The sequence below is a fragment of the Micrococcus sp. NPDC078436 genome (genome assembly GCF_040702705.1).
Classification (GTDB): domain Bacteria; phylum Actinomycetota; class Actinomycetes; order Actinomycetales; family Micrococcaceae; genus Micrococcus.
This window is the reverse complement of sequence record NZ_JBFBLX010000001.1, coordinates 82,299-108,337: the sequence shown is the minus strand read 5'-3', so window position 1 is coordinate 108,337 and position 26,039 is coordinate 82,299. Positions and strand designations below refer to the sequence as shown.

The 26,039-nt window shown below is 70.2% G+C and carries 26 protein-coding genes and 2 pseudogenes; 12 read left to right on the top strand and 16 right to left on the bottom strand.

The window, feature by feature from the left end:
- Positions 1–36 precede the first annotated feature (36 nt).
- Both AB0302_RS00515 and AB0302_RS00510 read left to right on the top strand, forming a co-directional pair.
- Positions 37–1,437: an anion permease gene (locus AB0302_RS00515; protein WP_298713466.1), complete on the top strand. Its 1,401-nt coding sequence runs from the start codon at positions 37–39 to the stop codon at positions 1,435–1,437.
- Positions 1,438–1,917: 480 nt separating this feature from the next.
- Positions 1,918–2,841: a hypothetical protein gene (locus AB0302_RS00510; RefSeq protein WP_366370211.1), complete on the top strand. Its 924-nt coding sequence runs from the start codon at positions 1,918–1,920 to the stop codon at positions 2,839–2,841.
- A 312-nt stretch (positions 2,842–3,153) separates the two neighbouring features.
- Here the strand turns inward: AB0302_RS00510 and AB0302_RS00505 are convergent.
- Positions 3,154–3,318, bottom strand: a pseudogene (locus AB0302_RS00505) (ATPase, T2SS/T4P/T4SS family); the annotation flags it as partial.
- A 100-nt stretch (positions 3,319–3,418) separates the two neighbouring features.
- On the opposite strand from AB0302_RS00505, the gene AB0302_RS00500 reads away from it, so the two are divergent.
- Positions 3,419–3,886 (top strand): hypothetical protein, encoded by a 468-nt coding sequence (locus AB0302_RS00500; RefSeq protein ID WP_366370210.1) that lies wholly within the window; start codon positions 3,419–3,421, stop codon positions 3,884–3,886.
- 131 nt (positions 3,887–4,017) lie between these two features.
- Positions 4,018–4,203, top strand: a complete 186-nt coding sequence (locus AB0302_RS00495; protein ID WP_366370209.1) for a hypothetical protein — start codon at positions 4,018–4,020, stop codon at positions 4,201–4,203.
- 125 nt (positions 4,204–4,328) lie between these two features.
- Here the strand turns inward: AB0302_RS00495 and AB0302_RS00490 are convergent, their stop codons facing one another.
- Positions 4,329–4,592, bottom strand: a complete 264-nt coding sequence (locus tag AB0302_RS00490) for a hypothetical protein (RefSeq protein ID WP_366370208.1) — start codon at positions 4,590–4,592, stop codon at positions 4,329–4,331.
- Between the two features lie 80 nt (positions 4,593–4,672).
- Between AB0302_RS00490 and AB0302_RS00485 the strand changes: the two are divergent.
- A pseudogene (locus AB0302_RS00485) lies at positions 4,673–5,567 on the top strand (IS5 family transposase).
- Between the two features lie 104 nt (positions 5,568–5,671).
- Here the strand turns inward: AB0302_RS00485 and AB0302_RS00480 are convergent.
- Genes AB0302_RS00480 through AB0302_RS00465 form a run of 4 tightly spaced genes read right to left on the bottom strand, consistent with a single transcriptional unit; the run spans position 5,672 to position 9,678 of the window.
- Positions 5,672–6,520 carry a nucleotidyltransferase gene (locus AB0302_RS00480; RefSeq protein WP_366370207.1) on the bottom strand — a complete coding sequence of 283 codons (849 nt, stop codon included), beginning with the start codon at positions 6,518–6,520 and terminating at the stop codon, positions 5,672–5,674.
- Positions 6,517–7,032 carry an SLATT domain-containing protein gene (locus AB0302_RS00475; protein ID WP_366370206.1) on the bottom strand — a complete coding sequence of 172 codons (516 nt, stop codon included), beginning with the start codon at positions 7,030–7,032 and terminating at the stop codon, positions 6,517–6,519. Before AB0302_RS00475 ends, AB0302_RS00480 begins: the two co-directional genes overlap by 4 nt.
- Before the next feature lie 4 nt (positions 7,033–7,036).
- On the bottom strand, positions 7,037–8,200 hold the full coding sequence (locus tag AB0302_RS00470) for a DUF262 domain-containing protein (RefSeq protein WP_366370205.1): 1,164 nt from the start codon (positions 8,198–8,200) through the stop codon (positions 7,037–7,039).
- Positions 8,197–9,678 carry an adenine-specific methyltransferase EcoRI family protein gene (locus AB0302_RS00465; protein ID WP_366370204.1) on the bottom strand — a complete coding sequence of 494 codons (1,482 nt, stop codon included), beginning with the start codon at positions 9,676–9,678 and terminating at the stop codon, positions 8,197–8,199. The genes AB0302_RS00470 and AB0302_RS00465 overlap by 4 nt, the downstream gene beginning before the upstream one ends.
- 1,173 nt (positions 9,679–10,851) lie before the next feature.
- Between AB0302_RS00465 and AB0302_RS00460 the strand changes: the two genes are divergently transcribed.
- The 3 genes from AB0302_RS00460 to AB0302_RS00450 are packed head-to-tail and all read left to right on the top strand — an operon-like array spanning position 10,852 to position 14,081.
- Entirely contained in the window at positions 10,852–13,050 is a 2,199-nt protein-coding gene (locus AB0302_RS00460; protein WP_366370203.1) for an FtsK/SpoIIIE domain-containing protein, read from the top strand.
- 3 nt (positions 13,051–13,053) lie between these two features.
- The gene (locus AB0302_RS00455; protein WP_366370202.1) at positions 13,054–13,635 is read left to right on the top strand and encodes a dienelactone hydrolase family protein; all 582 of its coding nucleotides are present in this window, start codon (positions 13,054–13,056) and stop codon (positions 13,633–13,635) included.
- A complete protein-coding gene (locus tag AB0302_RS00450; protein ID WP_366370201.1) occupies positions 13,632–14,081 on the top strand; it encodes a hypothetical protein in 450 nt (149 codons plus the stop codon). The genes AB0302_RS00455 and AB0302_RS00450 overlap by 4 nt, the downstream gene beginning before the upstream one ends.
- Positions 14,082–14,099: 18 nt before the next feature.
- Here AB0302_RS00450 and AB0302_RS00445 read toward each other — a convergent pair whose 3' ends face one another.
- Both AB0302_RS00445 and AB0302_RS00440 read right to left on the bottom strand, forming a co-directional pair.
- Positions 14,100–15,515, bottom strand: coding sequence for an MFS transporter (locus tag AB0302_RS00445; RefSeq protein WP_366370200.1), 1,416 nt, complete (start codon positions 15,513–15,515; stop codon positions 14,100–14,102).
- Between the two features lie 70 nt (positions 15,516–15,585).
- Positions 15,586–16,164 carry a hypothetical protein gene (locus AB0302_RS00440; RefSeq protein WP_298712786.1) on the bottom strand — a complete coding sequence of 193 codons (579 nt, stop codon included), beginning with the start codon at positions 16,162–16,164 and terminating at the stop codon, positions 15,586–15,588.
- Between the two features lie 155 nt (positions 16,165–16,319).
- Between AB0302_RS00440 and AB0302_RS00435 the strand changes: the two genes are divergently transcribed.
- The 3 genes from AB0302_RS00435 to AB0302_RS00425 are packed head-to-tail and all read left to right on the top strand — an operon-like array spanning position 16,320 to position 18,638.
- Entirely contained in the window at positions 16,320–17,465 is a 1,146-nt protein-coding gene (locus tag AB0302_RS00435) for an LLM class flavin-dependent oxidoreductase (protein ID WP_366370199.1), read from the top strand.
- On the top strand, positions 17,462–18,133 hold the full coding sequence (locus AB0302_RS00430) for a CE1759 family FMN reductase (RefSeq protein WP_366370198.1): 672 nt from the start codon (positions 17,462–17,464) through the stop codon (positions 18,131–18,133). The genes AB0302_RS00435 and AB0302_RS00430 overlap by 4 nt, the downstream gene beginning before the upstream one ends.
- Positions 18,105–18,638: a MarR family transcriptional regulator gene (locus AB0302_RS00425; protein WP_366370197.1), complete on the top strand. Its 534-nt coding sequence runs from the start codon at positions 18,105–18,107 to the stop codon at positions 18,636–18,638. The genes AB0302_RS00430 and AB0302_RS00425 overlap by 29 nt, the downstream gene beginning before the upstream one ends.
- Positions 18,639–18,709: 71 nt before the next feature.
- Here the strand turns inward: AB0302_RS00425 and AB0302_RS00420 are convergent, their stop codons facing one another.
- From AB0302_RS00420 to AB0302_RS00385, 8 genes are all read right to left on the bottom strand, one after another.
- Positions 18,710–20,080 carry a trypsin-like serine protease gene (locus AB0302_RS00420; RefSeq protein WP_366370196.1) on the bottom strand — a complete coding sequence of 457 codons (1,371 nt, stop codon included), beginning with the start codon at positions 20,078–20,080 and terminating at the stop codon, positions 18,710–18,712.
- Positions 20,081–20,214: 134 nt separating this feature from the next.
- A complete protein-coding gene (locus AB0302_RS00415; protein ID WP_366370195.1) occupies positions 20,215–21,180 on the bottom strand; it encodes an SseB family protein in 966 nt (321 codons plus the stop codon).
- A complete protein-coding gene (gene priA / locus AB0302_RS00410; RefSeq protein ID WP_366370194.1) occupies positions 21,177–21,962 on the bottom strand; it encodes a bifunctional 1-(5-phosphoribosyl)-5-((5-phosphoribosylamino)methylideneamino)imidazole-4-carboxamide isomerase/phosphoribosylanthranilate isomerase PriA in 786 nt (261 codons plus the stop codon). Before priA ends, AB0302_RS00415 begins: the two co-directional genes overlap by 4 nt.
- A gap of 10 nt (positions 21,963–21,972) precedes the next feature.
- The gene (locus AB0302_RS00405; RefSeq protein ID WP_248115232.1) at positions 21,973–22,131 is read right to left on the bottom strand and encodes a hypothetical protein; all 159 of its coding nucleotides are present in this window, start codon (positions 22,129–22,131) and stop codon (positions 21,973–21,975) included.
- Complete coding sequence (gene hisH / locus AB0302_RS00400; RefSeq protein WP_298712770.1) at positions 22,131–22,790, bottom strand: imidazole glycerol phosphate synthase subunit HisH; 660 nt, start codon at positions 22,788–22,790, stop codon at positions 22,131–22,133. Before hisH ends, AB0302_RS00405 begins: the two co-directional genes overlap by 1 nt.
- Complete coding sequence (gene hisB / locus AB0302_RS00395; RefSeq protein ID WP_248115321.1) at positions 22,790–23,371, bottom strand: imidazoleglycerol-phosphate dehydratase HisB; 582 nt, start codon at positions 23,369–23,371, stop codon at positions 22,790–22,792. Before hisB ends, hisH begins: the two co-directional genes overlap by 1 nt.
- A 140-nt stretch (positions 23,372–23,511) precedes the next feature.
- Positions 23,512–24,627 (bottom strand): histidinol-phosphate transaminase, encoded by a 1,116-nt coding sequence (locus AB0302_RS00390; protein WP_366370193.1) that lies wholly within the window; start codon positions 24,625–24,627, stop codon positions 23,512–23,514.
- 57 nt (positions 24,628–24,684) lie between these two features.
- Entirely contained in the window at positions 24,685–25,056 is a 372-nt protein-coding gene (locus AB0302_RS00385; RefSeq protein WP_248115235.1) for a LysM peptidoglycan-binding domain-containing protein, read from the bottom strand.
- A 247-nt stretch (positions 25,057–25,303) separates the two neighbouring features.
- Between AB0302_RS00385 and lexA the strand changes: the two genes are divergently transcribed.
- Positions 25,304–26,026, top strand: coding sequence for a transcriptional repressor LexA (gene lexA, locus AB0302_RS00380; RefSeq protein WP_248115236.1), 723 nt, complete (start codon positions 25,304–25,306; stop codon positions 26,024–26,026).
- Positions 26,027–26,039 lie beyond the last annotated feature (13 nt).

Genomic DNA, 26,039 nt, shown 5'->3' with positions numbered 1-26,039 from the left:
GCGCCTCCCGCGGCGGCGCCGCCGTCGTCCACGGGGATGATCCTGAAGGTCCTGGCGATCCTGCTGGTGACCGTGGCCGTGTGGCTGATTCCGCCGCCCGAGGGCGTGGACCCGCGCGGCATGCACATGGCCGGCATCTTCCTCGGCACCATCCTGGCGCTCATCCTCCAGCCGCTCCCGACGGCGTCCGTCGCCCTGGTGGGGCTGGCGGCGGCCATGATCACGGGCACCATGGACCCCGGCAAGGAGGCGCTCACGGGCTTCGGCAACAGCGCCGTGTGGCTGATCGTGGCGGCGTTCTTCATCGCCGACGGCTTCCTGCTCACGGGCCTGGGCCGGCGCATCGCGCTGTGGTTCGTCACCAAGCTGGGCAAGTCCAGCCTGGGCCTGAGCTACGGCATGGCCGTCACGGACCTGATCCTCGCCCCGGCGACGCCGTCCAACACGGCGCGCGCTGGCGGCGTCGTCTTCCCGATCATCTCCTCCCTGGCCCGCGTGCAGGGCTCCACCCCGGACACGCCGGAGTCCCGGCGCCGTCTCGGCGCCTACCTCTCGATGACCGCGGTGCAGGTGAACACGATCACCTCGGCCATGTTCCTCACCGCCATGGCCGGCAACCCGCTGGCCGCCAAGTTCGCGGCGGACAACGGCGTGCAGATCACGTGGGGCTCGTGGGCGCTGGCCGCGATCGTGCCGGGCCTCGTGGCGCTCGCCGTGATGCCGTGGGCGATGACCAAGATCTACCCGCCGGAGCTGACGAAGACCCCGGATGCCCCTGGACGCGCCCGCGAGCAGCTGCACCAGGCCGGCCCCATGAGCCGCGGCGAAGTGATCATGGCGGGCACGTTCGTCGCGCTGCTGCTGATGTGGGTCCTCGGCTCCCTGCTGGACCTCAACGCCACCGCGGTGGCGTTCGTGGGCGTCGCCGCCCTGCTCGTCACCAAGGTGCTCACCTGGAAGGACATGGCCGCCAACGGCGGCGCGTGGTCCACGCTCGTCTTCTTCGGCGTGCTCGTGGGCATGGCGACACACCTGAACGAGCTGGGCGTGATCGACTGGATCGGCCGCTCCGTCTCCGGCGCGGTCGGCGGCCTGCCGTGGTACGTGGCCTTCGCGCTGCTGGCCCTCGTGTACTTCTACGTGCACTACCTGTTCGCGTCCAACACGGCGCAGATCGTGGCGATGTACGCCGTGTTCCTGACCGCCGCGGTGGCCGCCGGCACCCCGCCGGTCTTCGCTGCCCTCGCCTTCGGCTTCATCGGCAACCTCTTCGGCGGCCTGGCCCACTACTCCTCCGGCCCCGCGGGCGTGGTGTACGGCTCCGGCTACGTGCCCACCAAGGAATGGTTCCGAGTGGGCTTCCTGGCGAGCCTCGTGAACATCGTCATCTGGACCGTGGTGGGCGGCGCCTGGATGAAGGTCCTCGGCATGTGGTGAGGTCCGCTCGGGAATGAGCAGCGCGCCCCCGCCTCGGGAGTCCTCCTCGACGCGGGGGCGTTGCCGTGTCCGGTTCCTCCCGCGCCGTGTCCGGTTCCTCCCGCGCCGTACGATTCCTCCCGCGCCCACCAGCGAAGCATCATGACCGCGCCGATGATGCGCCCGATCTCAGCGCCACCGCTCGAGGGCCTGGGCAATCTCCGCGAACGCCCGCTGCCCGGCCGCCACGCCGACCACGAGGTCGTCGGCGCCGTCGTCCGGTGTTGCTCCTGCGCCCCCCGTAACGGAAGTTCTCCCAGGCGAAGTTCGTACACAGCTTGCGCTCACTACAACCCCAACGACGACTACTGTCGACGATCGTCACTTTCCGTTCGGCCCTTAGACATATTCCGTTCATAGAAGTGTGAGAGTCTCCCTCACGTCTCCCGCTGCATGCGCCTGCTTTAGCGTGCCCAGTTTCAGTCCTATCGAAAGGCTGCCATGTCCTACACCTACACGCCCCAAGGCGCCGAGCTCAGGGATTCCCTCGAATATCTACGGGACATCCTCCGCAACCTGGACACGCAACACGCCAGGTACCGCCAGATCGTGCAATCCCGCATGGGTCGACTGCAGGAGCAACGAAAGCCTCTGCCGAAGCCTCTTCTGGCCATGGCGCTAGCGGCCGTCGTTGTGCTCGTGCTCGGCTTCGGTGGAGACTTCGGCTCCGCGCTGTATCGAATGCTCGGGATCGGCGTGGTCGCCATAGCACTGGGCGCCTACTGGATGACCCATAGTGCAGGTAGCGCCCGGGTTCTGTCGAGCATCCTGATCGCCGTCGGCGCGATGATCGACCTACTGTTGCTTGTCCCGGCGATCACGCACATCGAGCCCGCAGACTTCACGCTCCCACTGCTGGCGGCCGGCCTGATCCTGGCGCCCATCCTGGCCATCGCCATCCGTGAGAAGCGTCTGCCCGAAGTGAACGCCTCGATCGCAGAGCGCAACGAACAGATGCGCACGCACGCCATCAGCACGGCCGAACCCGAGCTGCGGCCGGTGCGTGAGCAGATCCAGGCGCTCAACGCCGCATATACGCAGGGCGGATTCGACGACTGGTTCCCGCACCGGTACATGTCCGGCGACGTCGTCGCGGTTCTGCATGAGCTGGTCCGCGACCGCCGGGCAGACACCCTGTCCGAGGCCATCCGTGAGTATGAGACCATCCTTCACCGTCAGGACATGGCAGCCAGGCTCGACGCGCAGGCAGCCCAGGCAGAGCGTCACGCTGCAGCGCAGGCCCGACGCGACGCCATCATCGGTGGCGCCTCGTTCGGCATGCAGATCTACCAGGGGAGTGCGACTCGACGGGCCATCCGCCAGGCGGCGGCTACGCCCCGCACCGTGTACCTGTACCGCCGCTGAGTCGGCCAAGACGAGAGACCCCCGGCCCCGCCTGGTGCCGGGGGTCTCTCGTGTTGGGAGGGAAGTTCAGTCGGCCTTGCATTGGATATACGCGCGGCGTTGCAGGACGGACCGCACGCGCCCGGTGAGCACGAAGGGCGCAAGGCCGTCGGGCGAGCTGCAACTGGCCCACGTCGATGCCCGACGAAGAGATGTCACGCCGCCAGCGGATATGCGCGCGGGCGAACTCGACAAGCAACGGCGGTTTCGGGATCTGACACATCGGGCGCGCGACCAGGGATTTCTGTCATAGTCACTGCACCCCCTGTAACAAACGTTCTCCCCGGCGAGCAGGGGCAGGGTGCACAGCTTGGTGAGGGCGTCGGAGGCCGAGTTGGCATGGATCGTGCACATGCCCGCCAGACCCGAGTTCAAGGCGACGAGCATGTCGAGCGCCTCAGCCTCGCGGACCTCGCCCACGATCAGGCGGTCCGGCCGCGTCGACGGCAGCAGGTCGCCGAGCAGGCAGCGGGTGTATCCGGCCAAGTACACCTGCCCGCATGCCGGCTGCCATGGCGTCACGCGCCGGATGGATGTCGTGGACGAGTTCGTCGAGCGGCACATCGTCGCGCTGCTGGAGGCAGAAGGCGTGCGGGTGCTGGGAGGGAACCAGAAAGCCGCAGATGAAGCGCTGGTGCGGGTCGAGGAGATCGAGGCGCAGATGGCGCTGGTCTCGGACCAGTGGATCGACCGGAAGATCACCCAGGCACAGTTCGACCGGCAGAACGCGCGGCTATTGGCGCAGCTGGAGGACCAGCAGGCGCAGTTGCGCTCTGCCAGGCCGGCGCTGGGCCTCGAGGAGTTCGCTGGCACCAACGCCGGCGACGCATGGGAAAACGCGACCGTCGTCGAGAAGCGGGCGGTGCTCAAGGTGCTGATCGACACGGCCGGCCTGCGGATTGACATCGACAAGATCGGCCCCGGCGCATTTTCAGCCGCTGGCGCAAATCCCTACGAAGGGATCCGGGTGGAGTGGGAGCAGGCGCTAGAGTCGTTCTCGAACTAATCACTTGAGTGTCGCTGCACGAAGAGGCAGCAGGCCGAGCCGGTACAGCCCCCGGCTCCGGGACGATTGTCCCGTGAAGGCCCAGACGCGGGGTCGCCGCACGAAGCACTCCTCATCATGAGGAGCATTCCGTGCAGAGCACTGCCATCCGAGACACCACCACTCCCGCAACGCACCTGCAGGCGTCCATCTCCAGGTTCCTGGACGCCAGGCCCGATTTCACCGACGAGTTGCGCGACCGGCTGGCTGTAGCACTCAAGCCCAGCACGCAGGACGCAGCGCGGGCCTCCCGCGGCTCGGAGGTCCTGGCGGCCTGAGAGACAGCGCTGCTGGCTCGCGTCGCCACAGCAACGAGAACAGCCCCAGCAGAGAAACCGCTGGGGCTGCGTTACGTTGCCGGAAGTCTCGAGGCTGCCGGCGCGAGCCAATGGCGATCGAGCGTTCAGTCGTCGTTCGGCAGATACCAGCCGTGCTCCCGCCGCCGCGGTTCGGGCGGGTTCAGGTTCTCGCGGTCGTACGCCTCGTTCGCACGACGGGTCATCTCTTCGTCATAGCGATGCAACTCGTTGTAGAGAGCAGTGGCCTTGTCCACGTCCCCGGACGACACGTACTGCTCCCTCAGGGCCTCGCGCTCGTCCTCGAGCTCCTGGTCGGAGAGCGGGCGGAGGCTTCCCAGAGCACGGGAGACGGAATCGAAGAGGCCCATGCCCGCCATGCTCTCACGGAGGGTTCACTCTAGGGCGTGTCTGACAATGAGTCCAGGGGCCGGCTGACACCCTGAAAGGCATGTCTCGTTTCCAGATGCTCTCCGATACCCAATGGGAACTGATCGCCCCGATGCTCCCGACCCAGACCGGTCGGCAGGGCCGGCCGTTCTCGGATGCCCGCACGATGGTGGAGGCAATCATCTACCGGTACCGGTGCGGGATTGCCTGGAGGGATCTGCCCGAGGTCTACGGGCCCTGGCAGACCGTGTGGACCTGGCACCGCCGGATGGCGGCCGAGGGCACCTGGGACACGGTGCTGACAAAGCTGACCGCCGCCGCTGACGCGCAGGGCTTGGTGGACTGGTCGGTCTCGGTGGACTCCACGATCGCCCGCGCTCACCAGCACGCCACGAACACCACCCGCCACACAGGGGGATGGATCGAACTACAAGAATCCGCGTGAAGAGCCGGCCGATCACGGCATCGGACGTTCTCGCGGCGGGCTGAGCACGAAGATCCATCAGCTCGTGGACGGGGCCGGGCTGCCGCTGGTCAGCCTGATCACCGCCGGCCAAGCAGGAGACTCGCCCATGCTGCTGCCGTTGCTGGGGCAGCTGCACGTGGCCCGCCCGGTGGGCCGGCCCCGGACCCGCCCGGACGCGCTCCTGGGCGACAAGGCGTACTCATCACGGGCGATCCGCGCCCACCTGCGTGCCCGCCGGATCAAGGCGGTCATCCCCGAGCCGGCCGACCAGTAGGGCCATCGCAGACGCCGCGGCCCCCGCGGTGGTAGGCCCGTGGGCCTTGACGCGGCCGCCTACAAGGGCCGCAACGTCATCGAGCGCCAGTACGCACAACTCAAGCAGTGGCGCGGGCTGGCAACCCGGTATGACAAGTACTCCACCGTCTACCGGGCCGCCGTGGTGCTGAACGCGGTGATCGCGTGGTCCAAACGATTGTCAGACACGCCCTAGCCGCCGACGCCATGAAGAGCTTCGTACGCGTCATTACCTTCCGCCCCCTTCGTGCACACAAGAGCCCAATGGGCGAGGATGCGTCCTATCCGAAGCGGAGCGATTCATGCCTGCACATTGAACAGCCGGATGTAGTGGGCAACGGCGCTGGCATGATCGTCCGCGTCGGAGGCGTCCTTCGCCAGCGCAGCTAGGCGTGCCGCCTCTTCAATTGCGTACTTCGCCATGATGGACTCGGCCAAGCTGCTCGTCCCGGTCACGATGCGACGCCCGTAGTTGGTGGGGTCATTCATATCGCGAAGGCCATCGCCCGTAAGACCCTTGAAGAAGTCCCTCAAGTCCCAGTCGTAGATGATGATCGTGTTGCTCAGCGCGTATTGAGCCGTACGCATCTCCAAATAGAACGAGGAGAGCGGGACCGAGTTCCAGGCTTTCCAGGTCTTCACGAGGCGGATCAAGCTCTTTGTCCGGCCGTCGGTCGCCTTCTGAGCCTTGTTCACATAGTCAAGGTGGACGGCAGGGTTACTGCGGATCCAGCCGGTTCCGCTGGGATCGGGGATGTCGTAGTCGTCGGTTTCCCTGAAGTAGGCCGGCGTAATCTCCACTGCGGGCGTGCCGTCGAAGTAGGTGATCCGAACTGCTGGACGATCGATACGGACTAGGCAATCTGGCAGCCCCCGAGCCAACGATGCCCGTAGCTGCTCCAACGCATCCCAAGACTTCGTCGGCCTGAGCCCTGGCATCGTCACGAAGTAGTCGACGTCGCTGCTATTGCTGATGGCGGTGCCGTGGTGCCACGAGCCGGTCTCGCGCATCCGGACGATCTTGAGATCCGACTCAAGCCACGCCTCGATGGAAGACCGATGGCTGGCAGCTGCGACTCGTGCGTCCTCGTCGGGCGTCATGGCCTTGATGATGGACGCCAGCGTCGATTGCGCTGTTGCTTCGGTCATGCAGCATCGACCTTGAATCGCTGTCCGCCATCACGTTCGATGTTCCGCTTGGCGAGCAGATATGCCAGACGCGGGATCGGATCGGCGGCGTGGTTCAGATCGGACTCCCGTTCAGCAAGCTGTGCGAGGGCGTTGCGAAGCTCAGGTAGAGCATCCATAGGCACCTGAATGTCGCGCAAGCGGCGGACATCGTTGCGAAGACGGGTGTAGTCGTTTCCGCTGCTCTGGGCACGCTCTGCGAGTCTGTCAGGGCGGGCACCGGTCATCAATGCAGCGGTGATCGCCGCCAGAACAGCCAAGACCCCGGACGCCACCTGCCCCGCTGCAGCGAACGTGATCACAGCAGCGGCGGTGCTCAAGGCTGCGGCGAGAGCACCGAGCGTCCAATGCAACCCCCGCCAGAACTTCGCCGCCTCCAGCTGCCCCTGGGCCGAGTAGATGGCGCTCTCGTGGATCCGGGAGACCTCGACGCTGATCGCGTTTCTCTGGGTGGCCTCTGCCGCGTCCGCCACAGTGCTACCTGTTGCCCTTGGAGCGGTTGTGGGGAACGCAGAGCATCTCGCAGTTTCCGAGATTGGTGGGTCCATGCTTTGACCATGCCGTGACGTGGTCCGCGTCCATCTCACCGTAGCTGTAGATGCGCGTGGCGTTGTTGTTCGTGCCGCTGGCGCAGATAGGGCAGTTCGAGACTCCCGTGTCCTCTGCCTGTTTGGTCTGCTTCTCGTAGGCAGCCAGCTTGGTCCTCTCATCGAAGACACGAACTTCAAGCAGCTTGGTCTCGACCTCGCCACCGAGGACGAACTCGTAGATCCCGCGCTTGTTCTTGACGTCGACGTCGCCCATGAGCTCGGCGATCCGCAGCTCCAGATCGGCAGGATCGTAACTGCCACCCTTGAACTCCTTGTGCAGCGGGCCCCACTTGACCGACTTCATCGGCGCACGCTTCTTGGGGAACGTCGTCTCAACCCAGTCGATGACGCCCTTGAAGTACAGCCACAGCTCGTTGGCATTCTTGTCGTGCTGGTGGGCAGCCATGTATTCGTCGATCTTGCCGTCGTTGAACCACTCGATGGCCGTCTCTAGGTAGTCCTGGCGAATTGGCGTTCCGGACATGTAGTCCGAGGCGATGCCGTAGGCAGGGCAGCCGTTTTTGCTGAAGTACTTCTTGGCAGCGGTCACCCATGGCCCGTGGTAGACGGCGTTACGGAGCTCCTGGTCTGTGAGTTTCTCGCCGGCGATGTTGATCGTCTTGAACCAATCGAGCTTCTCGGAATCGGTGCCCTCGCAGAGGTAGACCATGAGCTCATAGTCGAGGATCTGGTCTTGCTGGTCGCTCTGAAGGTTGTGGAAGGCGAGCTGGTGACCATCGATCTCGATGGAGAAGTCACCCTCGACGTACTGGCAAATCGAGATGGTTCGCTGCTGGCCATCGATGATCTCGTACTCGACGCCATCGTCGCCTGGCTCATCGATCACGGCCCAGTACATGACGTTCAAAGGGAAGTCCCGGCGCAGCGTCTCCAGGACGGCGTCACGCTGCTTGTCCTTATAGACGAACTCCCGCTGGTAAGGCGGACGCACGTCGAGCTTGCCCCCGTAAGCGCGGACGCCCAGCTCGTCGTTGTCTTCATAGCCCTCGATCAAGTCGCGGACCTTGATGCGCTGAAGCTCGATCTTCATTTGTCCGCCCCCTTGCGACGAATGAGAATGCGCTTGAACTTCTTCTCTCCGTCCACCACTGCGGCGGCGTTGAGGTCATAGACACCAGGCTTTCCAAACCTTTCGAAGTATGCCTCTCGACATTCTTGCGACGAGTACCAGCGGGTTCGGTGCGGATTATCAGGATCATTCGACTCAGTGGTCCCCACTATGTCGAACTGATCCGGATTGTGCTTTCCGAGGAAGGTGATGGGCACCCCCATAATGCCCCCGAAGTCCATTGGAATATCGACCGCCTTGCTGACCTCTATGGCGTCGTAGTTGTCATACGCGGGATAGAGCGCCGGGTCGTACTTCTTGTACAGGATCAGATCTTCGTGTCGCTTGGTGTGATCGAGGTTGGTAAACCACGCCGAACTGCCGATGGTCTGCCAGCGCTGACCGTTCTCGTCAGTTCGCTGTCCGGATTTGACTGGAAAGTCATCATTGATGCGGAACCACATCTGACCCGTGCCGGCTCGAGTGACGCCAAGCCATATGCGATTCTGCTCGACGTGCGGCCAGATCTCCTTGTATGTCACGGCATTCATGTTCCCGATGACGAGGAACTTCTTGTCGTACTTGATGAGCTGGGCGATGTACTCGCGGAACAAGCTGAACGGAGGGTTGGTAACAACGATGTCCGCCTGCTGGAGCAGTCCGACGCTTTCTGGCGATCGGAAATCTCCGTCCCCCCTGAAAGGCTGCACCTCGATCTCGTCGCGCCCTGGGATCCGGTCGCCATCCTTGTCACCGGTGTACTCGAGATAGACGGCCTGTTCGCTGTCCTCGGTGGAGAACAGGTCGATGTCCTGGCTCTTGTAGCAGGCGGCGATGAGCTTCTTCAGGCCGAGCTTTTCGAAGTTGTAGCTGAAGTAGTGGAAGAACTCGGACTCGCGGGGATCGTCGCAGTTGAGATAGACGACCTTGTCCTTGAAGTGCTTCTTGTAGTGCCGCACCTCCTTCTCGATGTCGGAGAGCTGCGTGTAGAACTCGTCGTCCTTGGCAGCCTTAGCGTTGCCCAGGCTGCGCTGCTTCGACGCCATCCACTTACCCCGTTCACCCGGCCGCTTCGCACCACCGGGCGCGGGGTGCGTCATCTGACAGGTACATCCTATCGAAGGGCTACGACCCGACCTGGGATGTGCGGCAAGACGGTCGTCGGAATGTAAGAGCAAAGATCCAGCTCGTGAGGGGGCGTTCAGCCAGATCTCCTCCACTCCGGGGTCGTCCATCAGCCGCTGGAGGGGTCCGAGACCGGCGATGCAGTCATAGAGGTCCTGTCTCGCCTGGCCGGCATCGTCCAGCGGCGGCAGGGAGCTCACCAGCGAGCGGGACTCGTAGCCCGAGACCGCCTCGTGGATCAGCAGCCGGACGCGTTCGCCCTCCCGTTGCGGATCGACACCCTGACGACGGACGACTTCTCTGACCTCGTCCTCGAGTATGCGCACGGCATCCATGCATCCTTCTGTGCCCGTTTGAAGCGCCGTCCCCCGGCGGCACCGCATGTCGTGATCGAACCTATCTCCCCGACTCGGATGGGTTCCATGGGGTTCCCCAAGTTGTGGACAACTGTTCATCGGACGTCTTCCCGGGGCAGGTTCTCCACAGTGAGGGACACCCCGTCGCGTCCGCATCGCCCCAGCTGTCATCCTGGCCGCGGCGTCAGCCCGGCGCCCCTGGACACCGGCCCCGAGAGGATCCGTCATGACCTGGACCGTGCGCCTCCTGGGCGAGTCCGGGGACGACGACGTCTGGGTCGTCTCCGACCTTCCCGCCGACCCCGCACGGCAGGACGACGAGGTCCGCCGCCGCTTCCCCGCAGGCTCGCTCCGCCGCGGCCGTTCCGCAGCCGGCGCCCTCACCTACGTCGTCCGTCCGGCCGGCGCAGGCCCGGCCCGACGCGCCCCCGGGCCTGAACTGAGCATCCTGTCGGACGACGGACCGGATGCGGGGCGGATCGCTCCCGTCTCGCCGGCCGGAGTCTCGGCGGGGCGCGGCACGGGCGACCTCCTCCTGGACGACCCGACCGCGCCCGCCCGCCCCACTCGGTTCGCCCTCGCGGCCGCCGGGCTCACGGTGCGACGGCCTGGCCGCTCGACGCCCGAGCAGTGGAACGGCCTGGAGCCCCTGCTCGTGGGCCGATGCTCCCTCGGAACGATGCGCGGGCCACAGCGTCCCCTGGACCCGCCCCGCGAGGTGGCGGCGGCCGTCGTCGACCTCGGCGGTCCCCCGGGCGAGCAGGCGATGCTGCTGCCGCTCCTCATGGCTGCCGGGCCGATCGTCATCGGCCTCGTGCTCGCCCTGACCAGCGGAAGCGGCCTCTTCCTGCTGTTCGGCCTGATGTCGGTCCTGACGGTCGGGACCATGATCGGCCTGCAACGACGTGCCCGGCGCGAGCACGCCCGTGCCCTGCGCGGCCGGCCTCGGAGCTGGCCGCCCGTCGCTCGGGCCAGGTGCCGTGCCCGGGTCAGGTCACCCGTGCCGCGCGGTCGCGCTCCGCGGATCGCTTCGGGGTCTCAGGGCAGGGGCAGGGGCAGGACGCAGCGTGCGTCCTCCGCTGGGGGACGGGCATGGGGCCGTTTCCGCTGTCCCGGCCGGAGGCCGCGCGGCAATGGCAGGAGGCCGTCGTCGTGTCACAGCCCGCCCTCTCCACCCTGGCCGACGAGCGGAGCATCACGGTGACCGGTGCACGGCGTCCCCTCGACGCCGCGGCCCGGTGGGCCCTCTTCCAGCTCCTGCGCCAGGCCGTTGCCGCTGGACTGACGCTCACGGTCACCACGCCCCACGGCAGGGAGTGCTGGTGGCGGGGCGGGGCGGCCGCACGCGAGCTGCACCTCGGTCTGCCGGCTTCGGACTGGGTCGCACCGACGCGGGCACGATGGCTTGAGGCGCTGGGCCGGGCCGACGTCGCTCCGCCACCCTCCGCGGATCCGCAGCGCCCGGTGTCCGAGGTGCGATTCAGCGCCGAGGCCGAGGATCCGTCCGTCCCCTCCGTGCCTGGGGATCGTCTCGACCTCACCGCCCGTTCCCTCCACCACGCCGGGGACGGGACCACGCTGGCCGACGTCGAGATGACGGGCATCTCCCCCGCGACCCTCACGTGGTGGCTCCTGGAGCTGGCCGACGACGTCGTCGGCCTCGGGCTCCTCTCGGGGACGACGGCGGCACCGCCGTTGCGCCCGCCGCCGCAGGTGGGGACGCTCTCGGCGGTCGACGGGGTCCGCGCGCCCGTGACGACGGGCGATCCCGCGCGTCCGGCCGCTGGCGGGCCGCCGGCCACGGGCGGGCTGTGGCTGGATCTCGCGGCCGACGGGCCCCACATCCTGGTCGCCGGGACGACGGGCTCGGGGAAGTCCGACCTGTTGCTGTCCCTGCTCGTGGGTCTGAGCGCGCACCACCCTCCGGCCGAGCTCGCCTTCATCCTGCTGGACTTCAAGGGCGGGGCATCCTTCGGGCATCTGGCCGCCCTTCCGCACACCATGAGCGTGGAGACGAACCACGTGGGCGCCGCCTCGCTGCGCGCCCTCTCGGCGATCAGCGCTGAGCTGAGGCGACGCGAGGCGCTCTTCGCGGGGCTCGGGGTGAGCGACTACCCCGCCTTCCGCCGTCGCCGTCCGGACGTGGCGCTGCCTCGCCTGGTGGTGGCGGTCGACGAGCTGCGGGTCCTCATGGACGACCACCCCGACGCCGGTGCGGTGCTCCAGCGCCTCGCCGCGACCGGGCGGTCCCTCGGATTCCACCTGCTGCTCGCGACGCAGCGGGCGACGGGTGCAGTCAGCGGGGACATCCGCTCCAACCTGGGCGCCACGATCGCCCTGCGCACGGCCACGGAGCAGGAGTCCTGGGACCTCGTCGGCTCGCGGGACGCCTTCCGCCTGGACGCCTCCCGCCCCGGATCGGCCATCCTCGCCCGGGCGGGCCGCGCGCCCGTCGCGTTCCGTGCCTCGCAGTGGGCGGTGGCTGCCGCCGAACCCGTGTGGCGGCGGGCGGGCGAGGAGGCCGTGCCGGCCGCCACCGCCGCTTCGTGGGAGGCCGTCGTGGAGCACGTGAGGGACGCGTACGCGCAGGGATGCTGGCCGACACCGGCGCCGGTGGTCTCTCCCGCCCTCCCGGGAGTGTGGGCCCCCGACCGCTCGAGCAGGCGGGGCCGCGACGCTCTCGCCCTCATCGACGACGCGTCCCGCGCACGGCACGTGGCCTGGCGCTGGCCGCACGGCTCCGCGGGGAACACGGCATGGATCGCGGAGGCGGCCGGCGGCCGCGAGCTGATCCTGGAGTCCGTCCTCGACGTGGCCGCTCGTGGGCCGGGCGGCGTGCTCGTGCTCGACGGCTCCGGAGAGACGGGTCACCCGGGCCTGCCCCATGGCCACACCGTCCTCACCCCCGACGGGGGTGACGAGGCCGCCCAGGCTGCCGTCGCGGCGCTCGACGCGCTCGCCGATCACGGCGGCACCGCGGTGGTCACCGGGTGGGCCGGCTGGGCAGGTCTCCGGGTGGGCGAGACGTACCGGTCCTTCGATGAGGAGCTGCACCACTGGCTGGGCACCCAGCGGGGGAGACGGGTGCGGTTCGCGGCCCTGGGCGGCCGCGACCTCGCGACCTCACGCCTCCTGCTGCACCTCCCCCACCGGTTCTACGTGCCGGCGGGCACGAGCGGGGAGCACCGGCTCGTGTGGCCGAAGGTCATCGCGGTGGAGCCGCTTCCCGGCCGGGCCGTCTTCGTCTCCCCCGATCACCCGGAGCCCGGCATCCCCGCTCAGCTGTCCTTCCCCAGCAGACGGCCCGCCCGCGGACCCGCTGCGGTGTCCGGCCCCGCGTCTACGCTGTGACCCATGGCTCAGATCATCCTCTTCCACCACGCCCTCGGCCTCACGGACGGTGTCCGCGACCTCGCCGAGAAGATCGCCTCCGGCGGCCACCAGGTGCACACCCCGGACCTCTTCGACGGCGCCGTGTTCGGAACCCCGCAGGAGGGCATCGCGCACGTGGAGAGGCTCGGCGGCTTCGAACGGATCGCGCTCGAGGGCATGCGCGTGGCCGCGGAGTTCCCGTCCGCGTCCGTCGTCGCCGGTGTCTCGATGGGCGTGGTCCCCGCCCACAAGGCGGCTCAGACCGTGCCCGCCTTCCGCGCGTGCATCGACATCTCCGGGTTCGTCCCGCTCACCGCGTTCGCCCCTCTGTGGCAGCCCCACACGGCCCTGCAGGTGCACCTCGCCTCCGAGGACGCCTGGGTCAGGGACGAGGACCTGCCGCTGGCCCGCTCGATCGCCGCGACGGATGAGAATCCGGACGCCCCCGCGGTGCTCTTCGAGTACGAGAGCGCGGAGCACCTCTTCATGGACTCCTCCACCTCCGGCTACGACGCCGACCTCACGGACGTGGTGGTCCGCCGCATCCACGAGCTGTTGGCGTGAACCTCTCCGCGCGCTCCGGAGCCCGGGCCCGCACGGGCGCCGGACGGACGGCGCTCGCCGCCCTGCTGCTGGCCGTGCCCGCCGCGGTGGGCTGGCTGTGGCTCGCCGTGCCGATCGACGGTGTCCTCCGGGTCCTCCTCCCCGTCCTCGGCTCGCTGGCCTCCCTCGCCGGGGCTGGGCTGCTGCTTACGGACGCACGGCGCCGAACGTGGGCCGCTGCCGTGCGCGTGGCGGACCTCGTCCTCGGCGGGCTCGGCGTGATCCTCACCCTCGCGTTCGGCGGGTCCTCCCTGTCCATGATCTCCACCCTCAGCGACGAAGGGTGGGACGCCGTCGGCTACGCCGCGGCCGCGTTCTCCGCCGCCGCCGCTCTCGTCGCGCTCGCCGCGGTCACGCTGCTGTTCACCATCGTGCGGCGCTGGTGGCCGGGCGACCTCACCCGCTGACCGCCGCCACCGCCGTGGTCAGCGCGCGGCACCCCGCCGTCGTCGGGTCAGCGTGGCCAGCGCGGCCACCGCCACGAGCACGAAGCCCACGAGGGCGGCGAACACGTAGCCGGCCGCCGGCGAGATCGCGTCGATGAAGACGCCCGCCACCGGCGCGCCGAGAGCGGCGCCCGCAGTCATGGCCGAGCCGTAGAAGCCCATCGCCTCGCCGCGGCGCTCCTCCACCACCAGGTTCGAGAGCCGCGAGGACGCAGCGGCCAGCGTGGGCGCCGTGAGCAGGCCCGAGGGGATCGAGGCGAGCGCCAGCGGCCACAATCCGTCCACGACCGCCATGGGCAACGTGAACAGGGCGAACAGGGCCATGAGCAGGTACGGGTGGACCTGGCGCCCCCAAGCCCCGTAGAACAGGCCGCCGATCGCCGAGGCACCGCACCACAGCGCATACACCACGCCCACCGCGGCCGCCTGGCCGGCGCGCTCCAGCTCGGCCACCATGGACACCTCGGTGCCCACCATCACGATGCCCGCCGCCATGGACACCACGAGCACGCCCAGGGCCTCCGGGGTGACCCACGCGAAGTTCTTCTCCCGCCACAGCGCGAGCCGCTCCCGCCGCGTCAGGCCCGGGCGGGCCTGGGGCACCGGCTCGGAGCCGTCCTCCGCGATGCGGGGCATGGCACCCGTGATGATCGGGATCGCCCCGGTCACCAGCGGCACGGTGCCCGTGGCGAGGTCCGGGGCGGTCATCTCCACGTGCATCGGCGCGCCGTGCACGGACTGGGCGACCGCCTGATCACGGTCCTCGGCCTCCGTGTACGGGTCGTCCGTGGCCGGCCCGACGACGGCCAGCTGGCTCGAGCGCGTCGGTGGGTTGAACCACATCAGCAGCAGGCCGCCAAGGGCGCTGGAGAGGCCCACGATGGTCAGCCCGAGCGCGCTGGACCACGTGGCGGCCACCACGGCGCCGAGGGCCGGGCCCATCATGAAGATGGTCTCGGTGACGATCGAGTCGAGGGCGAACGCCGTCTGGCGATCCTTGCCGTGGGTGAGCACGCCGAGGCCCTGGCGCACCACGGAGAAGATGGGCAGCGCGAACACGCCGCCGAGGAACACGGCCAGCAGCATCCAGGGGAAGGGCAGCCACGGCACGATCGGCCAGATGAGGGCCTCCGCCACCACGGACGGCAGCAGCGCCCGGCGCAGACCCTTGGCGTCGACCACGCGGCCGCGCCACGGAGCGCCGACGGCGATGCCCAGCGTCATGGCCGCCGCCGCGAGGCCGGCCTGGCCGTAGCCGAGGCCGAGCGTCAGCGCCACGTGCAGCGTGAGGATCACGCCGGCCGCCGTGTGGGGGAAGCGGGCGATGAAGCCCACCATCAGCAGATGGCGGATCCGAGGGTCCTGCAGCAACCGTCCGTACGCTCCGAAGTCCACCCCAGAAGCTTAGGGCTTCCGGTGTGTGGTGCAGTCCGGCTCACAGCGGGCCTGCCGAGACCGTGCCCGCTCAGTTCTTCCGCTGGTCCTTCGCGCGCAGCAGGTCCAGGGCGATCGCCGTGCCCAGCACCGCGCAGCGCACCACGGGCGGCATCGCGGGGTCCACGGTGAGCTGGTACCGCGAGCGCCCCGCGAGAGCGTTCAGGAACCCGGCGAACTCCGCCGTCACGCGGGCGATCTGCCGCTCCCCGGCCGCGAACGTGTAGTCGTAGTCGAACAGGTCGCCCGTCACGGAGAACCGAGTCCCGTCGACCACCTCCACGCTCACGGCGGTGCGGAAGAACGCGAACTCCCGGGCCACGTTGGCCAGCGGATACCCCTGCGCGTCGAACACCTGGAAGCGGTCCCGCCCGAAGGTCGCCGGGTCCTGCAGGTGGAAGAGGACGCGGCCGTCCTCCCCGTCCACCACGTCGAACTCACGCGAGCCCATCAGCATGCGGCTCAAGCCCCCGCCTCGCGTCACCACCGTCGCCACGGTCTCCCCGTCGGGGCCGAGGATCGCCATGTCGTTGGAGTTCCACGTGGTCATCTGCTGCACCGTCACGGCGTTCACGTGCGCGAGGCGGCCTGCGTCGAAGGTCCCGGTCATGCGACCAGTGTCCCGCCGTCGTCGTCCTCCCGGAATACCCCCGGCTCGGCACGCGTTGACGGATATGGTTCAGTTTTGAAAGACGACGAGGGGCCCGCCCCTCGCCCGTCCGGCACCGCCCCGCCCCGCCCCGCCCCGCCCCGAAGGAGCAGCCCATGCAGTTCGGCGTCTTCACGATCGGTGACATCACCACCGATCCGACCACCGGCACCACCCCCACCGAGCACCAGCGCATCAAGGACACCGTGCGTATCGCGCGGCACGCCGAGCAGGCGGGCTTCGACGTGTTCGCCACGGGCCAGCACCACAACCCGCCGTTCGTGGCCCCGGGCAACCCGCCCACGCTGCTCGCGTACCTGGCGGCCGTGACGGAGAAGATCCAGCTCTCCACGGCGACCACGCTCATCACCACGATGGACCCGGTGCGCCTGGCCGAGGACTACGCGTACCTGCAGCACCTCGCCGACGGCCGCGTGGACCTCACCCTGGGCCGCGGCAACACCGGACCCGTGTACCCGTGGTTCGGCAAGGACATCCGTCAGGGCATCGCCCTGGCCGTGGAGAACTACCACCTTCTCCACCGCCTGTGGCACGAGGAGACCGTGGACTGGAACGGGACGTTCCGCACGCCCCTGAACAACTTCACCCTCACGCCCCAGCCGCTCGACGGCGTGGCGCCCTTCGTGTGGCACGGCTCCATCCGCTCGCCCGAGATCGCCGAGCAGGCCGCCTACTACGGCGACGGCTTCTTCCACAACAACATCTTCTGGAACAAGGAGCACGTCATCCAGATGGTGCGCCTGTACCGCCAGCGCTTCGAGCACTACGGCCACGGCAAGGCACACCAGGCCTACGTGGGCCTCGGCGGCCAGGTCTACATGGCCAAGAACTCGCAGGACGCCGTCAAGGAGTTCCGCCCGTACTTCGACAACGCGCCGGTGTACGGCCACGGCCCCTCCCTCGAGGACTTCACCCGCCAGACCCCGCTGACCGTGGGCTCCCCGCAGGAGGTCATCGAGCGCACCCTCGGCTTCCGCGACTGGGTGGGCGACTACCAGCGTCAGATGTTCCTGATCGACCATGCGGGCCTGCCCACGGACACCGTCCTGAAGCAGATCGACATCCTGGGCGACGAGGTGCTCCCCGTGCTCCGCAGGGAGTTCGACGCCCTCACGCCGGCCGACGTGCCCGAGGCGCCCACCCACGCGTTCCTCGTCGAGCGCGCCCGTCGCGGCGAGGCGCCCGTCCCCGGCGGCGCCGAGGGCTCGGCCGCCCACGCGGAGCGGGAGTCCGGCCGATGAGCGCCGTCACCGGCCCGTTCACGCCCGAGACGCGGCACATCGCCGTCGTCTCCGGCGGCCTCGGGGAGTCGTCCCAGACCCGCATGCTCGCCGAGCGCCTCGCCGAGGCGGCCTCGAGTGCCCTCGCGGGCCGGGGCTCGGCCCCCGAGATCCACCTCATCACCCTGCGGGAGCTGGCGGTCGACGTCGCCCAGGCGCAGGTGACCGCCACCACCTCCCCGGCCCTGCGCGCCGCGCTCGACGAGGTCGAGCAGGCCGACGCCGTCATCGCCGTCTCCCCCACCTTCAAGGCGTCCTATGCGGGCCTTTTCAAGGCCTTCTGGGACCTCGTGGACGACGACGCCGTGCGCGGCACCACCGTGCTGCTCGGCGCGACCGGTGGCACCGCGCGGCACTCGCTCATGATCGACACCGCGATGCGGCCGCTCTTCTCCTACCTGCGCACGCGCATCATCCCCACGGCGGTGTTCGCCGCCTCGGACGACTGGGGCGAGGTGACCGGGGCCGCGGCGTCCATGCGGGACCACCCGCTGAACGCGCGCATCGCGGCCGCAGGGAGGGACCTCGCCGAGGTCATGCTCCTGCGCCCCGTGCGGCCGCGCCGCGCGAAGGGCGAGGCAGAGCTGGAGGTGACTCCGTTTGACCAGCTCCTCAACCCCGGCGCCTGAGCCGGTTCCCGGCGCCGCCGACGCCGCGACGTGGTACGGCTCCGCCCCCGAGGACCGCAGGCCTGAGGGTGCGGCCCAGCAGGCGTGGCGCGCGTACTTCGAGTCCACCCAGATGCTCTCCGAGCTGCTCGAGCGCGGACTGAAGCGGGACGCCGGGCTCTCGCTGGCCGACTACAACCTGCTGCTGCTCCTCTACGAGTCCCCCGATGGCCGCCTGCGCCTCGGAGAGCTCGCCGGGCGCATGGTCTTCTCCCCCTCGCGCATGACGTACCAGGTCAAGAGCCTCGTGGCCCGCGGCCTGATCGAGCGCCACCCCGCGGAACGGGACCGGCGCGGCTTCGAGGCTGTGATCACGGACGAGGGCCGCCGCGCCTTCCGCCGCGCAGCCGTCCATCACGCGCGCGAGATCGACGACCTCTTCCTCAGCGCCCTGGAGCCCGGGGAGGCGGAGACCCTCGGCCGGGTGTTCTCCCGGCTCGGCCACCGTCTCGAGGGGCGGTGCTGACGCACGAGGCCCGGTGATCCTCGCGGAATCACCGGGCCCGGTGTGCTGCTGTGGCCGTGAGGCCGGACGGATCAGCCGATGCGCTGGCCGCCCAGGGTCACCACCGTGTCCGCGGGGGCGTCGGCGGAGCTGACCGCGATCACCTTCACGGAGCCGCCGGCGGGGACGTCCGCCGGGACGTTGATCCAGGCCATCGGCTGCACGGTGTGCAGGTGCATCTCGCCCAGCACGGCGCCGTCCGCGTCCAGGGCGTAGACCTTCATGTACTCGAACCGGCCCTCGTCCGTGGTGATCTGGGTGCGGGTGCCGCGGGCCACGCCCTCGGCGGCGGTGTAGGTCACCTCGGTGGTGAGGTCCGGGGCCGGCGTGGCCTTGGCGGAAGCGGAGGCCTTGGCCTTGGCGGGAGCGGAGGCCTTGGCCTTGGCGGAAGCGGAGGCCTTGGCCTTGGCGGGAGCGGAGGCCTTGGCCTTGGCGGGAGCGGAGGCCTTGGCCGGAGCCACAGCCTTGGCCGCGGCGGGAGCCTTGGCGGCCTTCTTCTCCGCGGCAGCCTTCTTCTCCGCGGCAGCCTTCTTCTCGGCGGCCGCCTTCGCCTCCTGCTTCGCGATCAGCTCGTCGGCGATCTCCTTCTGCTCCTCCGCCGGGATCGTCGTGACCTCGGACTCGGCCACGGGGGCCGCTCCGGCGGTGGGCATGTCGGCGGCGTGCTTCGGGGCGGGGCGCGCGGCGTGCTTGGGGGCGGGGCGGGGGGTCTTGCCGGACGTCGCCGAGGAGGCCTTGGCGGCGTCGAGGGCACGGGTCGACTCGATCGGGACCATGATCGAGGACATGGCCTTCGCGTCGCAGCTGACCGCCTCGCCGTCCTCGTCGAAGGTCACCGGCGCGACGCCCGAGATGACGCCCACCACGCGCTGCTGCGCGTCGTAGACCGCTCCGCCCGAGTCGCCGGGGTGGGTGGTGGCGGCGTCGAGGGCGACCTGGTCGGCATAGCCGTCGGCGCACACGGCGTCGCTGTCGAAGGCGTGGGCGTGGCTCAGGGAGTTGGGGTGGCCCATCGGGACGGAGGAGCCGTGCGTGTACACGGTCTCGCCCGCCTCCACGGAGGCGGCGGGCCGGGTGGCCCAGTCGCCGACCACGCGGACGTCCTCGGCCAGGCCGATGCGCACCAGGTCCACGCCGGACTCGCCGGGCAGGGCGGTGACGGTGCCGATGCGCGCGCCCTCGGCGGAGCGCACCGGGGAGCCGACCTCCCACACGGCCCCGCCGCAGTGGGCCGCGGTGTAGGCGGTGGACTCGTCCACGATGGTCAGGCTGCACGCCCCGGCCGGCGCCGAGAGCGCCGATCCCTGGGTGAGCGGGGTGGACGCGAGGGCGGGGCCGGCGGCGGCGACCGCCACGGCGCCCAGCGCGGCGGTGGCCGCGCCGGTCAGGGTTCTGCTTCTCATGACATCTCCTCCAGATGGATGCCTAGGACCGGCCGGAAGTGCACGGTCGTCCAGGGCGGGGCGGCCGCAACGGCGGCGCCCCTCCCCCACCACGGTAGCCGATGGGGGTCGGCACGCCCATGGGAGCGCGGGGCTCAGGGCCGGCGGACGGTGATCTCCACGGAGTCGGCCCGCTCAGCCAGCAGGGGCAGGTCCGACAGCACCATGCGCAGCGTGGCGGCCATGAGCCGCACGTCGGCGTCGTCCGCGCCGCGGGTCGGCATGGCCACGACCTTGAGCTCCGGGCCCGAGCCGCCGCCGTTCATCACCGCGCCGGACGCCGTGCGCGTCGCGACGCCGGATCCCGGCGCGAGGCCGAGGTTCAGCAGGTGCGGCACGAGGTCCGCGACCTCCGCGATCTCATCGGCCACCTCCTGGTCCACGTACGACGGCGTCCACTCCTGCTGCTGTGCGAGCGCCCACACGGCGGGGCGGCGCACCACGTAGGTGTGCTCGGCGCCGGCGTCGACCACCACGAGCTCACATCCCTCGTCCACCGCCGAGAGGCACGCCCGCGGCATCCACACGGCCACCGGCCGCGCCTCGGGGTTCCACGCCGTGAGGGCGGGCACGTTCGTGAACACGGGCAGGGCGGCGCGGCCGTCGGCGGCGCGCAGGGTCACCAGGGCGACGTCGGCCGCCTTGTCCCCGTGCGCGCCGACCTCGTGCCCGTGGCCGGCGTGGTCCGCGTGGTCGTGCACGTCCGCCTCGTCGACCGCGAGCGTCGGGACCACCGCGGCGAAGACCCGGATGTGCCCGAGCACCGCGGCGACGTCCTGCTCGGTGGCCTCCGAGCGGGCAAGCCGCTCCATGACGTCGCTCCACCGGTCGTCGGCGGTGCCGTCGTCGGCGTCGAACGCGTGCAGCGGATTGGCGGAGCCGTCCACGCCGCCGCCGGCGAGGTCGCGGCCCTCCCACGGGACGCCGGCCGTGTCCGCGACGTTCTCCCCGGCCGTCTTCTCCCGCATCCGGTCCAGCGCGGCGCGGATGTGCCCCGGCAGCTCCCGCGATGCCGGCCGCTCGAGCGCGACGGTCTCCTCGTGCGCGGAGTCCGCGCTCATTCGGCCACCGCGAAGGGGTGCGCGGCCCGCGCCTCGTCCACCGTGGAGCCGCCGGCCACCGCGAGCGCCTGCTCGAGGCTGAACCGGCCCGCGTAGAGGGCCTTGCCCATGATGGCTCCCTCGACGCCGTCGCCCACCATCCCCGCGAGCGCGGCGACGTCCTCGAGCGAGGAGATGCCGCCGGAGGCGACCACGGGCTTGGCCGTCTTCGCGCACAGCTGCGCGAGGAGCTCGGTGTTCGGCCCCTTCAGGGTGCCGTCCTTCGTGACGTCGGTGACCACGTAGCGGGCGCAGCCGGCGTCCTCGAGGCGGGCCAGGACCTCCCAGAGGTCGCCGCCCTCCTTCGTCCAGCCGCGGGCCGCGAGGGTGGTGCCGCGCACGTCCAGGCCCACGGCCACCTGCTCGCCGTGGCGCTCGATCACGCGCGCCGTCCACGCCGGGTCCTCCAGGGCCGCGGTGCCGAGGTTCACTCGGGTCGCGCCCATCTCGAGGGCCCCATCGAGGGACGCGTCGTCGCGGATGCCGCCGGAGAGCTCGATCTTCACGCCGAGCTCCTCCACCACGCGGCGCATGACGTCGCGGTTGTCCCCGCGGCCGAACGCGGCGTCGAGGTCCACGAGGTGGATCCACTCGGCGCCGGCGCGCTGCCAGTCGAGGGCCGCGGTGAGCGGGTCGCCGTAGGAGGTGGCGGAGCCGGCCTCCCCCTGGACGAGACGGACGGCACGGCCGTCCTGCACGTCCACGGCGGGCAGCAGCTCGAGGGCGGGGGTGTTCGGGGTCATGGGGTACCTCTCAGCGGGAGACGGTCAGGAAGGCGGCGGCGATCGCCATGGCGGCGAGCACGAGGGCGATGACGACGGCCCACCCGGGGGCCTTCTGCGTGCGCATCGACCAGGCGGCACCGAGCAGGATGCCGCCGAGGGCGAGGTAGAGGACGGACCAGTAGGGCATCAGAGGGTCTCCAGCCAGTTGCGGAGCAGCGCCTGCCCGGCCTCGCCGGACTTCTCGGGGTGGAACTGCGTGGCGGACAGCGGCCCGTTCTCCACGGCGGCGATGAAGTCCGCGCCGTGGTGCGCCCACGTCACCTGCGGGGGGCGCATGGTGGGGATGGTCTGGTCGAACTCCCAGCGCAGCACGCCGTAGGAGTGGACGAAGTAGAACCGCTCGTCCTCGATCCCCCGGAAGAGCGCGGAGTCCTCCGGCGGTCGGACGGTGTTCCAGCCCATGTGGGGCAGGACCTCGGCCGGGAGCTCCTCGACCACGCCGGGCCACTCCCCCATGCCATGGGTCCGCTCGCCGTGCTCCACCCCGGCGTCGAAGAGGACCTGATGGCCCACGCAGATGCCCAGCACGGGGCGACCGCCGGCCACGCGGCGGCCGATCCAGCGGGTGCCGCCGACCTCGGTGAGGGCGCGCATCACCGAGGCGTAGGCGCCCACGCCGGGCACGAGCAGCCCGTCCGCGTCCAGCACGGCGTCCGGATCCCGGGTGAGCTCGACGACGGCCCCGGCGCGCTCGAGGGCGCGCACAGCCGAGTGCACGTTGCCGGAGCCGTAGTCCAGGACGGCGACGCGCGGGCGCACCCCGGGCACGGACGTGGGCGCCGCCATCAGAGCGCGCCCTTCGTGGAGGGCACGTCGTCCACGCGCGGATCGTCCTCGACGGCCGCGCGCAGGGCGCGGGCGAACGCCTTGAACTGGGCCTCCACGATGTGGTGGGGGTCGCGGCCGCGGACGACGTCCATGTGCAGGCAGATGGCCGCGTGCTGCGTGATCGACTCGAAGACGTGCCGGGTCAGGGAGCCGGTGAAGTGGCCTCCGATGAGGTGGTACTGCTGCCCGTCCGGCTCGCCCTCGTGCACCAGGTACGGACGCCCGGAGACGTCCACGACGGCGCGCGCGAGCGCCTCGTCCAACGGCACGGAGGCCTCGCCGAAGCGGCGGATGCCCCGCTTGTCCCCGAGGGCGACGCGGAGCACCTCGCCGAGCGTGATCGCGACGTCCTCCACCGTGTGGTGCACGTCGATGTGGGTGTCCCCCGTGGCGCGGACCCTGAGGTCGATCCGCGAATGGCGCGAGAGCGCCGTGAGCATGTGGTCGTAGAACGGGACACCCGTGGAGATGTCCGCGGCGCCGGAGCCGTCCAGGTCCATCTCCACGTGCACGTCCGACTCGCTCGTGGTGCGCTCCATGCGCGCCCGGCGTCCGGAGATCAGCTCGGCTTCCACGGGTCCTCCTGGGGATACGGGGTGACGGTCGCATCCATCCTAGGTTCGGCGGCGCATGCCCGGCCGCGCGCGTCGTTGCGTCTCGCGCGGCGGCCGGCGCGGGGTCACCGTGCACCCGCGGCGAGGGCCTCCTCAAGGGCGGTGAGGAACGCGGTGGTCTCCTCCTCCGTGCCCGCGGTGACGCGCAGGTGGTGCGGGATGCCGACGTCGCGCACCAGCACCCCCCGCTCGAGGAGCGCCTCCCACACGGCGTGCGCGTCCTCCAGGTGGCCGAAGAAGACGAAGTTCGAGTCCGAGACGGCCGGGTCCAGGCCCAGCTCGCGCAGCCGGGCCACGATCCGGTCGCGCTGGGCCTTGATGTCCGCCACGGTCTCCAGGAGCGTCTCCACGTGCTCGAGGGCGGCGATCGCGGTGGCCTGCGTGACCGAGGAGAGGTGATAGGGCAGGCGCACGAGGCGCAGGGCATCCGCCACGGCCGGGTCCGCGGCGAGGTAGCCGAGGCGGGCGCCGGCCAGGGCGAACGCCTTGGACATGGTGCGGGTGACGATGAGCCGCTCGCGCCCCTCCAGGAGGGTGAGGGCCGAGGGCGTGCCGTCGAGCGCGAACTCGGCGTAGGCCTCGTCCACGACCACCATGGCGCCCGGGCCGCCCTCGGCCTCGTTCCGGGCCTGGGCGGTGTAGACGGCCTCGATCACGTCCAGCCCGAGGGCGGTGCCCGTGGGGTTGTTGGGCGAGGCGAGGAAGACGAGGTTCGGACGGTGCTCGCGCACCATGGCCGCGGCATGCTCGGCCGAGAGGGTGTGGTCAGCGGCGCGCCCGCCGTCGACGAATGCCGTGTCCGTGCCCGCGGCCAGCAGCGGATACATGGAGTAGGAGGGGAGGAAGCTGAGGACGCTGCGGCGCGGCCCGCCGAAGGCCTGGAGGATCTGCTGGAGCACCTCGTTGGAGCCGTTGGCCGCCCACACGTGTGCCGCGGTCAGCCCGTGGCCGAGGTACCCGGCCAGGCTCTCCCGCAGCCGGGTGAACTCGCGGTCCGGGTAGCGGTTCAGCCCCCCGGCGACCTGCGCCACCCGTGCCACGACGGCCTCCGCGACCTCCGGGGGGACGGGGTGCGTGTTCTCGTTCGTGTTGAGCATGAACGGCACGTCCAGCTGGGGGGCGCCGTAGGGGCTCTGCCCGCGCAGGCCCTCGCGCAGCGGGAGGGAGGTCAGATCGGTCATACGGGCCATTCTAGGAACGGGAGCACGCCGAGCGCGCCGTGAGTCGCCGGCCAGCCCTCAGTCCCCCGCGGGCACGAACAGGGACTCGCCCAGCTCGAGCTCCCGGCCCTCCAGGCTGTTCAGCTCGGCGATCCGCGTCATGGTGGTGAAGGGGTCCTCCTCCGGCGCAGCCTCGGCGGCGATGGACCACAGGCTGTCCCCCGGCATGACCGTGACGGTCTCCAGACGCGCGCCCGGACCCTCGGAGGAGACCGCCGCAGGGGAGGTGAGGACGCCCGCGAGGAACGCCGCGACGACGGTGAGCACGGCCGCCGCCAGCATGAGCGGAAGCCCGCGGAGCACGAGACGGCCGCGCCTGTTGAGGCGGAACCCGCTCGGAGCGGGGCGAGCGGGGACGGGACGGGAGAGAGCTGCGGTCAGGGTGGTCATGGTGATGGTCGCCTTCCTCCCGCTGCGGGCGGGAATTCGAACGTGTGTTCGAACCTGTTCGAATCCATGTCTAGCACACACCTTCGAGACACGCCCAGCGTGGATCGAACATATCTTTGGATCCGGTGACGGACTCCACTAGGGTCGAGGGCACCGGACGTGCTCCGACCCGCGGTGGATCGCCTACAGGGCAAGACCATCAGCAGGGGTGGACACGCTAAGCGACCTCGGGAGAACGGACCGCCGCATGGCCACCCCTGACCACCAGACCCCAGCCGGGTCCGCCCCCTCGCTCACGTCCCGCCAGCGGCGGATCGTGGAGACCATCCGCCACGCGATCGCGGAGTGCGGCTACCCCCCCTCCATGCGGGAGATCGGGGACGCGGCGGGCCTCGCCTCGCTCTCCTCCGTCACGCATCAGCTCGGCCAGCTCGAGCGCTTCGGCTACATCCGCCGCGATCCGGGCCGCCCCCGCGCGCTCGAGGTGCTGCTGGCCGAGGACGGGACGACGCTGACTGCCGAGACGGCCTCCCCCGTCGCCCCGGTCTCCGAGCTCCCCCAGATCCCCTCGTGGCACACGGACGCCGCCGAGGGCGACGCCGTCTCCATCCCGTGGGTGGGTCGGATCGCGGCCGGCGGCCCCATCCTCGCCGAGCAGCAGGTGGAGGAGGTCATGACGATCCCGCGCCGCCTCACGGGTGAGGGCGAGCTGTTCATGCTCCGCGTCTCCGGCGACTCGATGGTGGACGCCGCCATCTGCGACGGCGACTGGGTGGTGGTGCGCCGGCAGGAGACCGCGGACAACGGGGACATCGTGGCCGCGCTGCTCGACGACGAGTCCACCGTGAAGACCTTCCGCCAGCGCGACGGCCACACGTGGCTGCTCCCCCAGAACACCGCCTACGAGCCCATCATGGGTGACCACGCCACCATCATGGGCCGCGTGGTCACCGTGCTGCGGGCGCTCTGAACGGCGCCCGCGG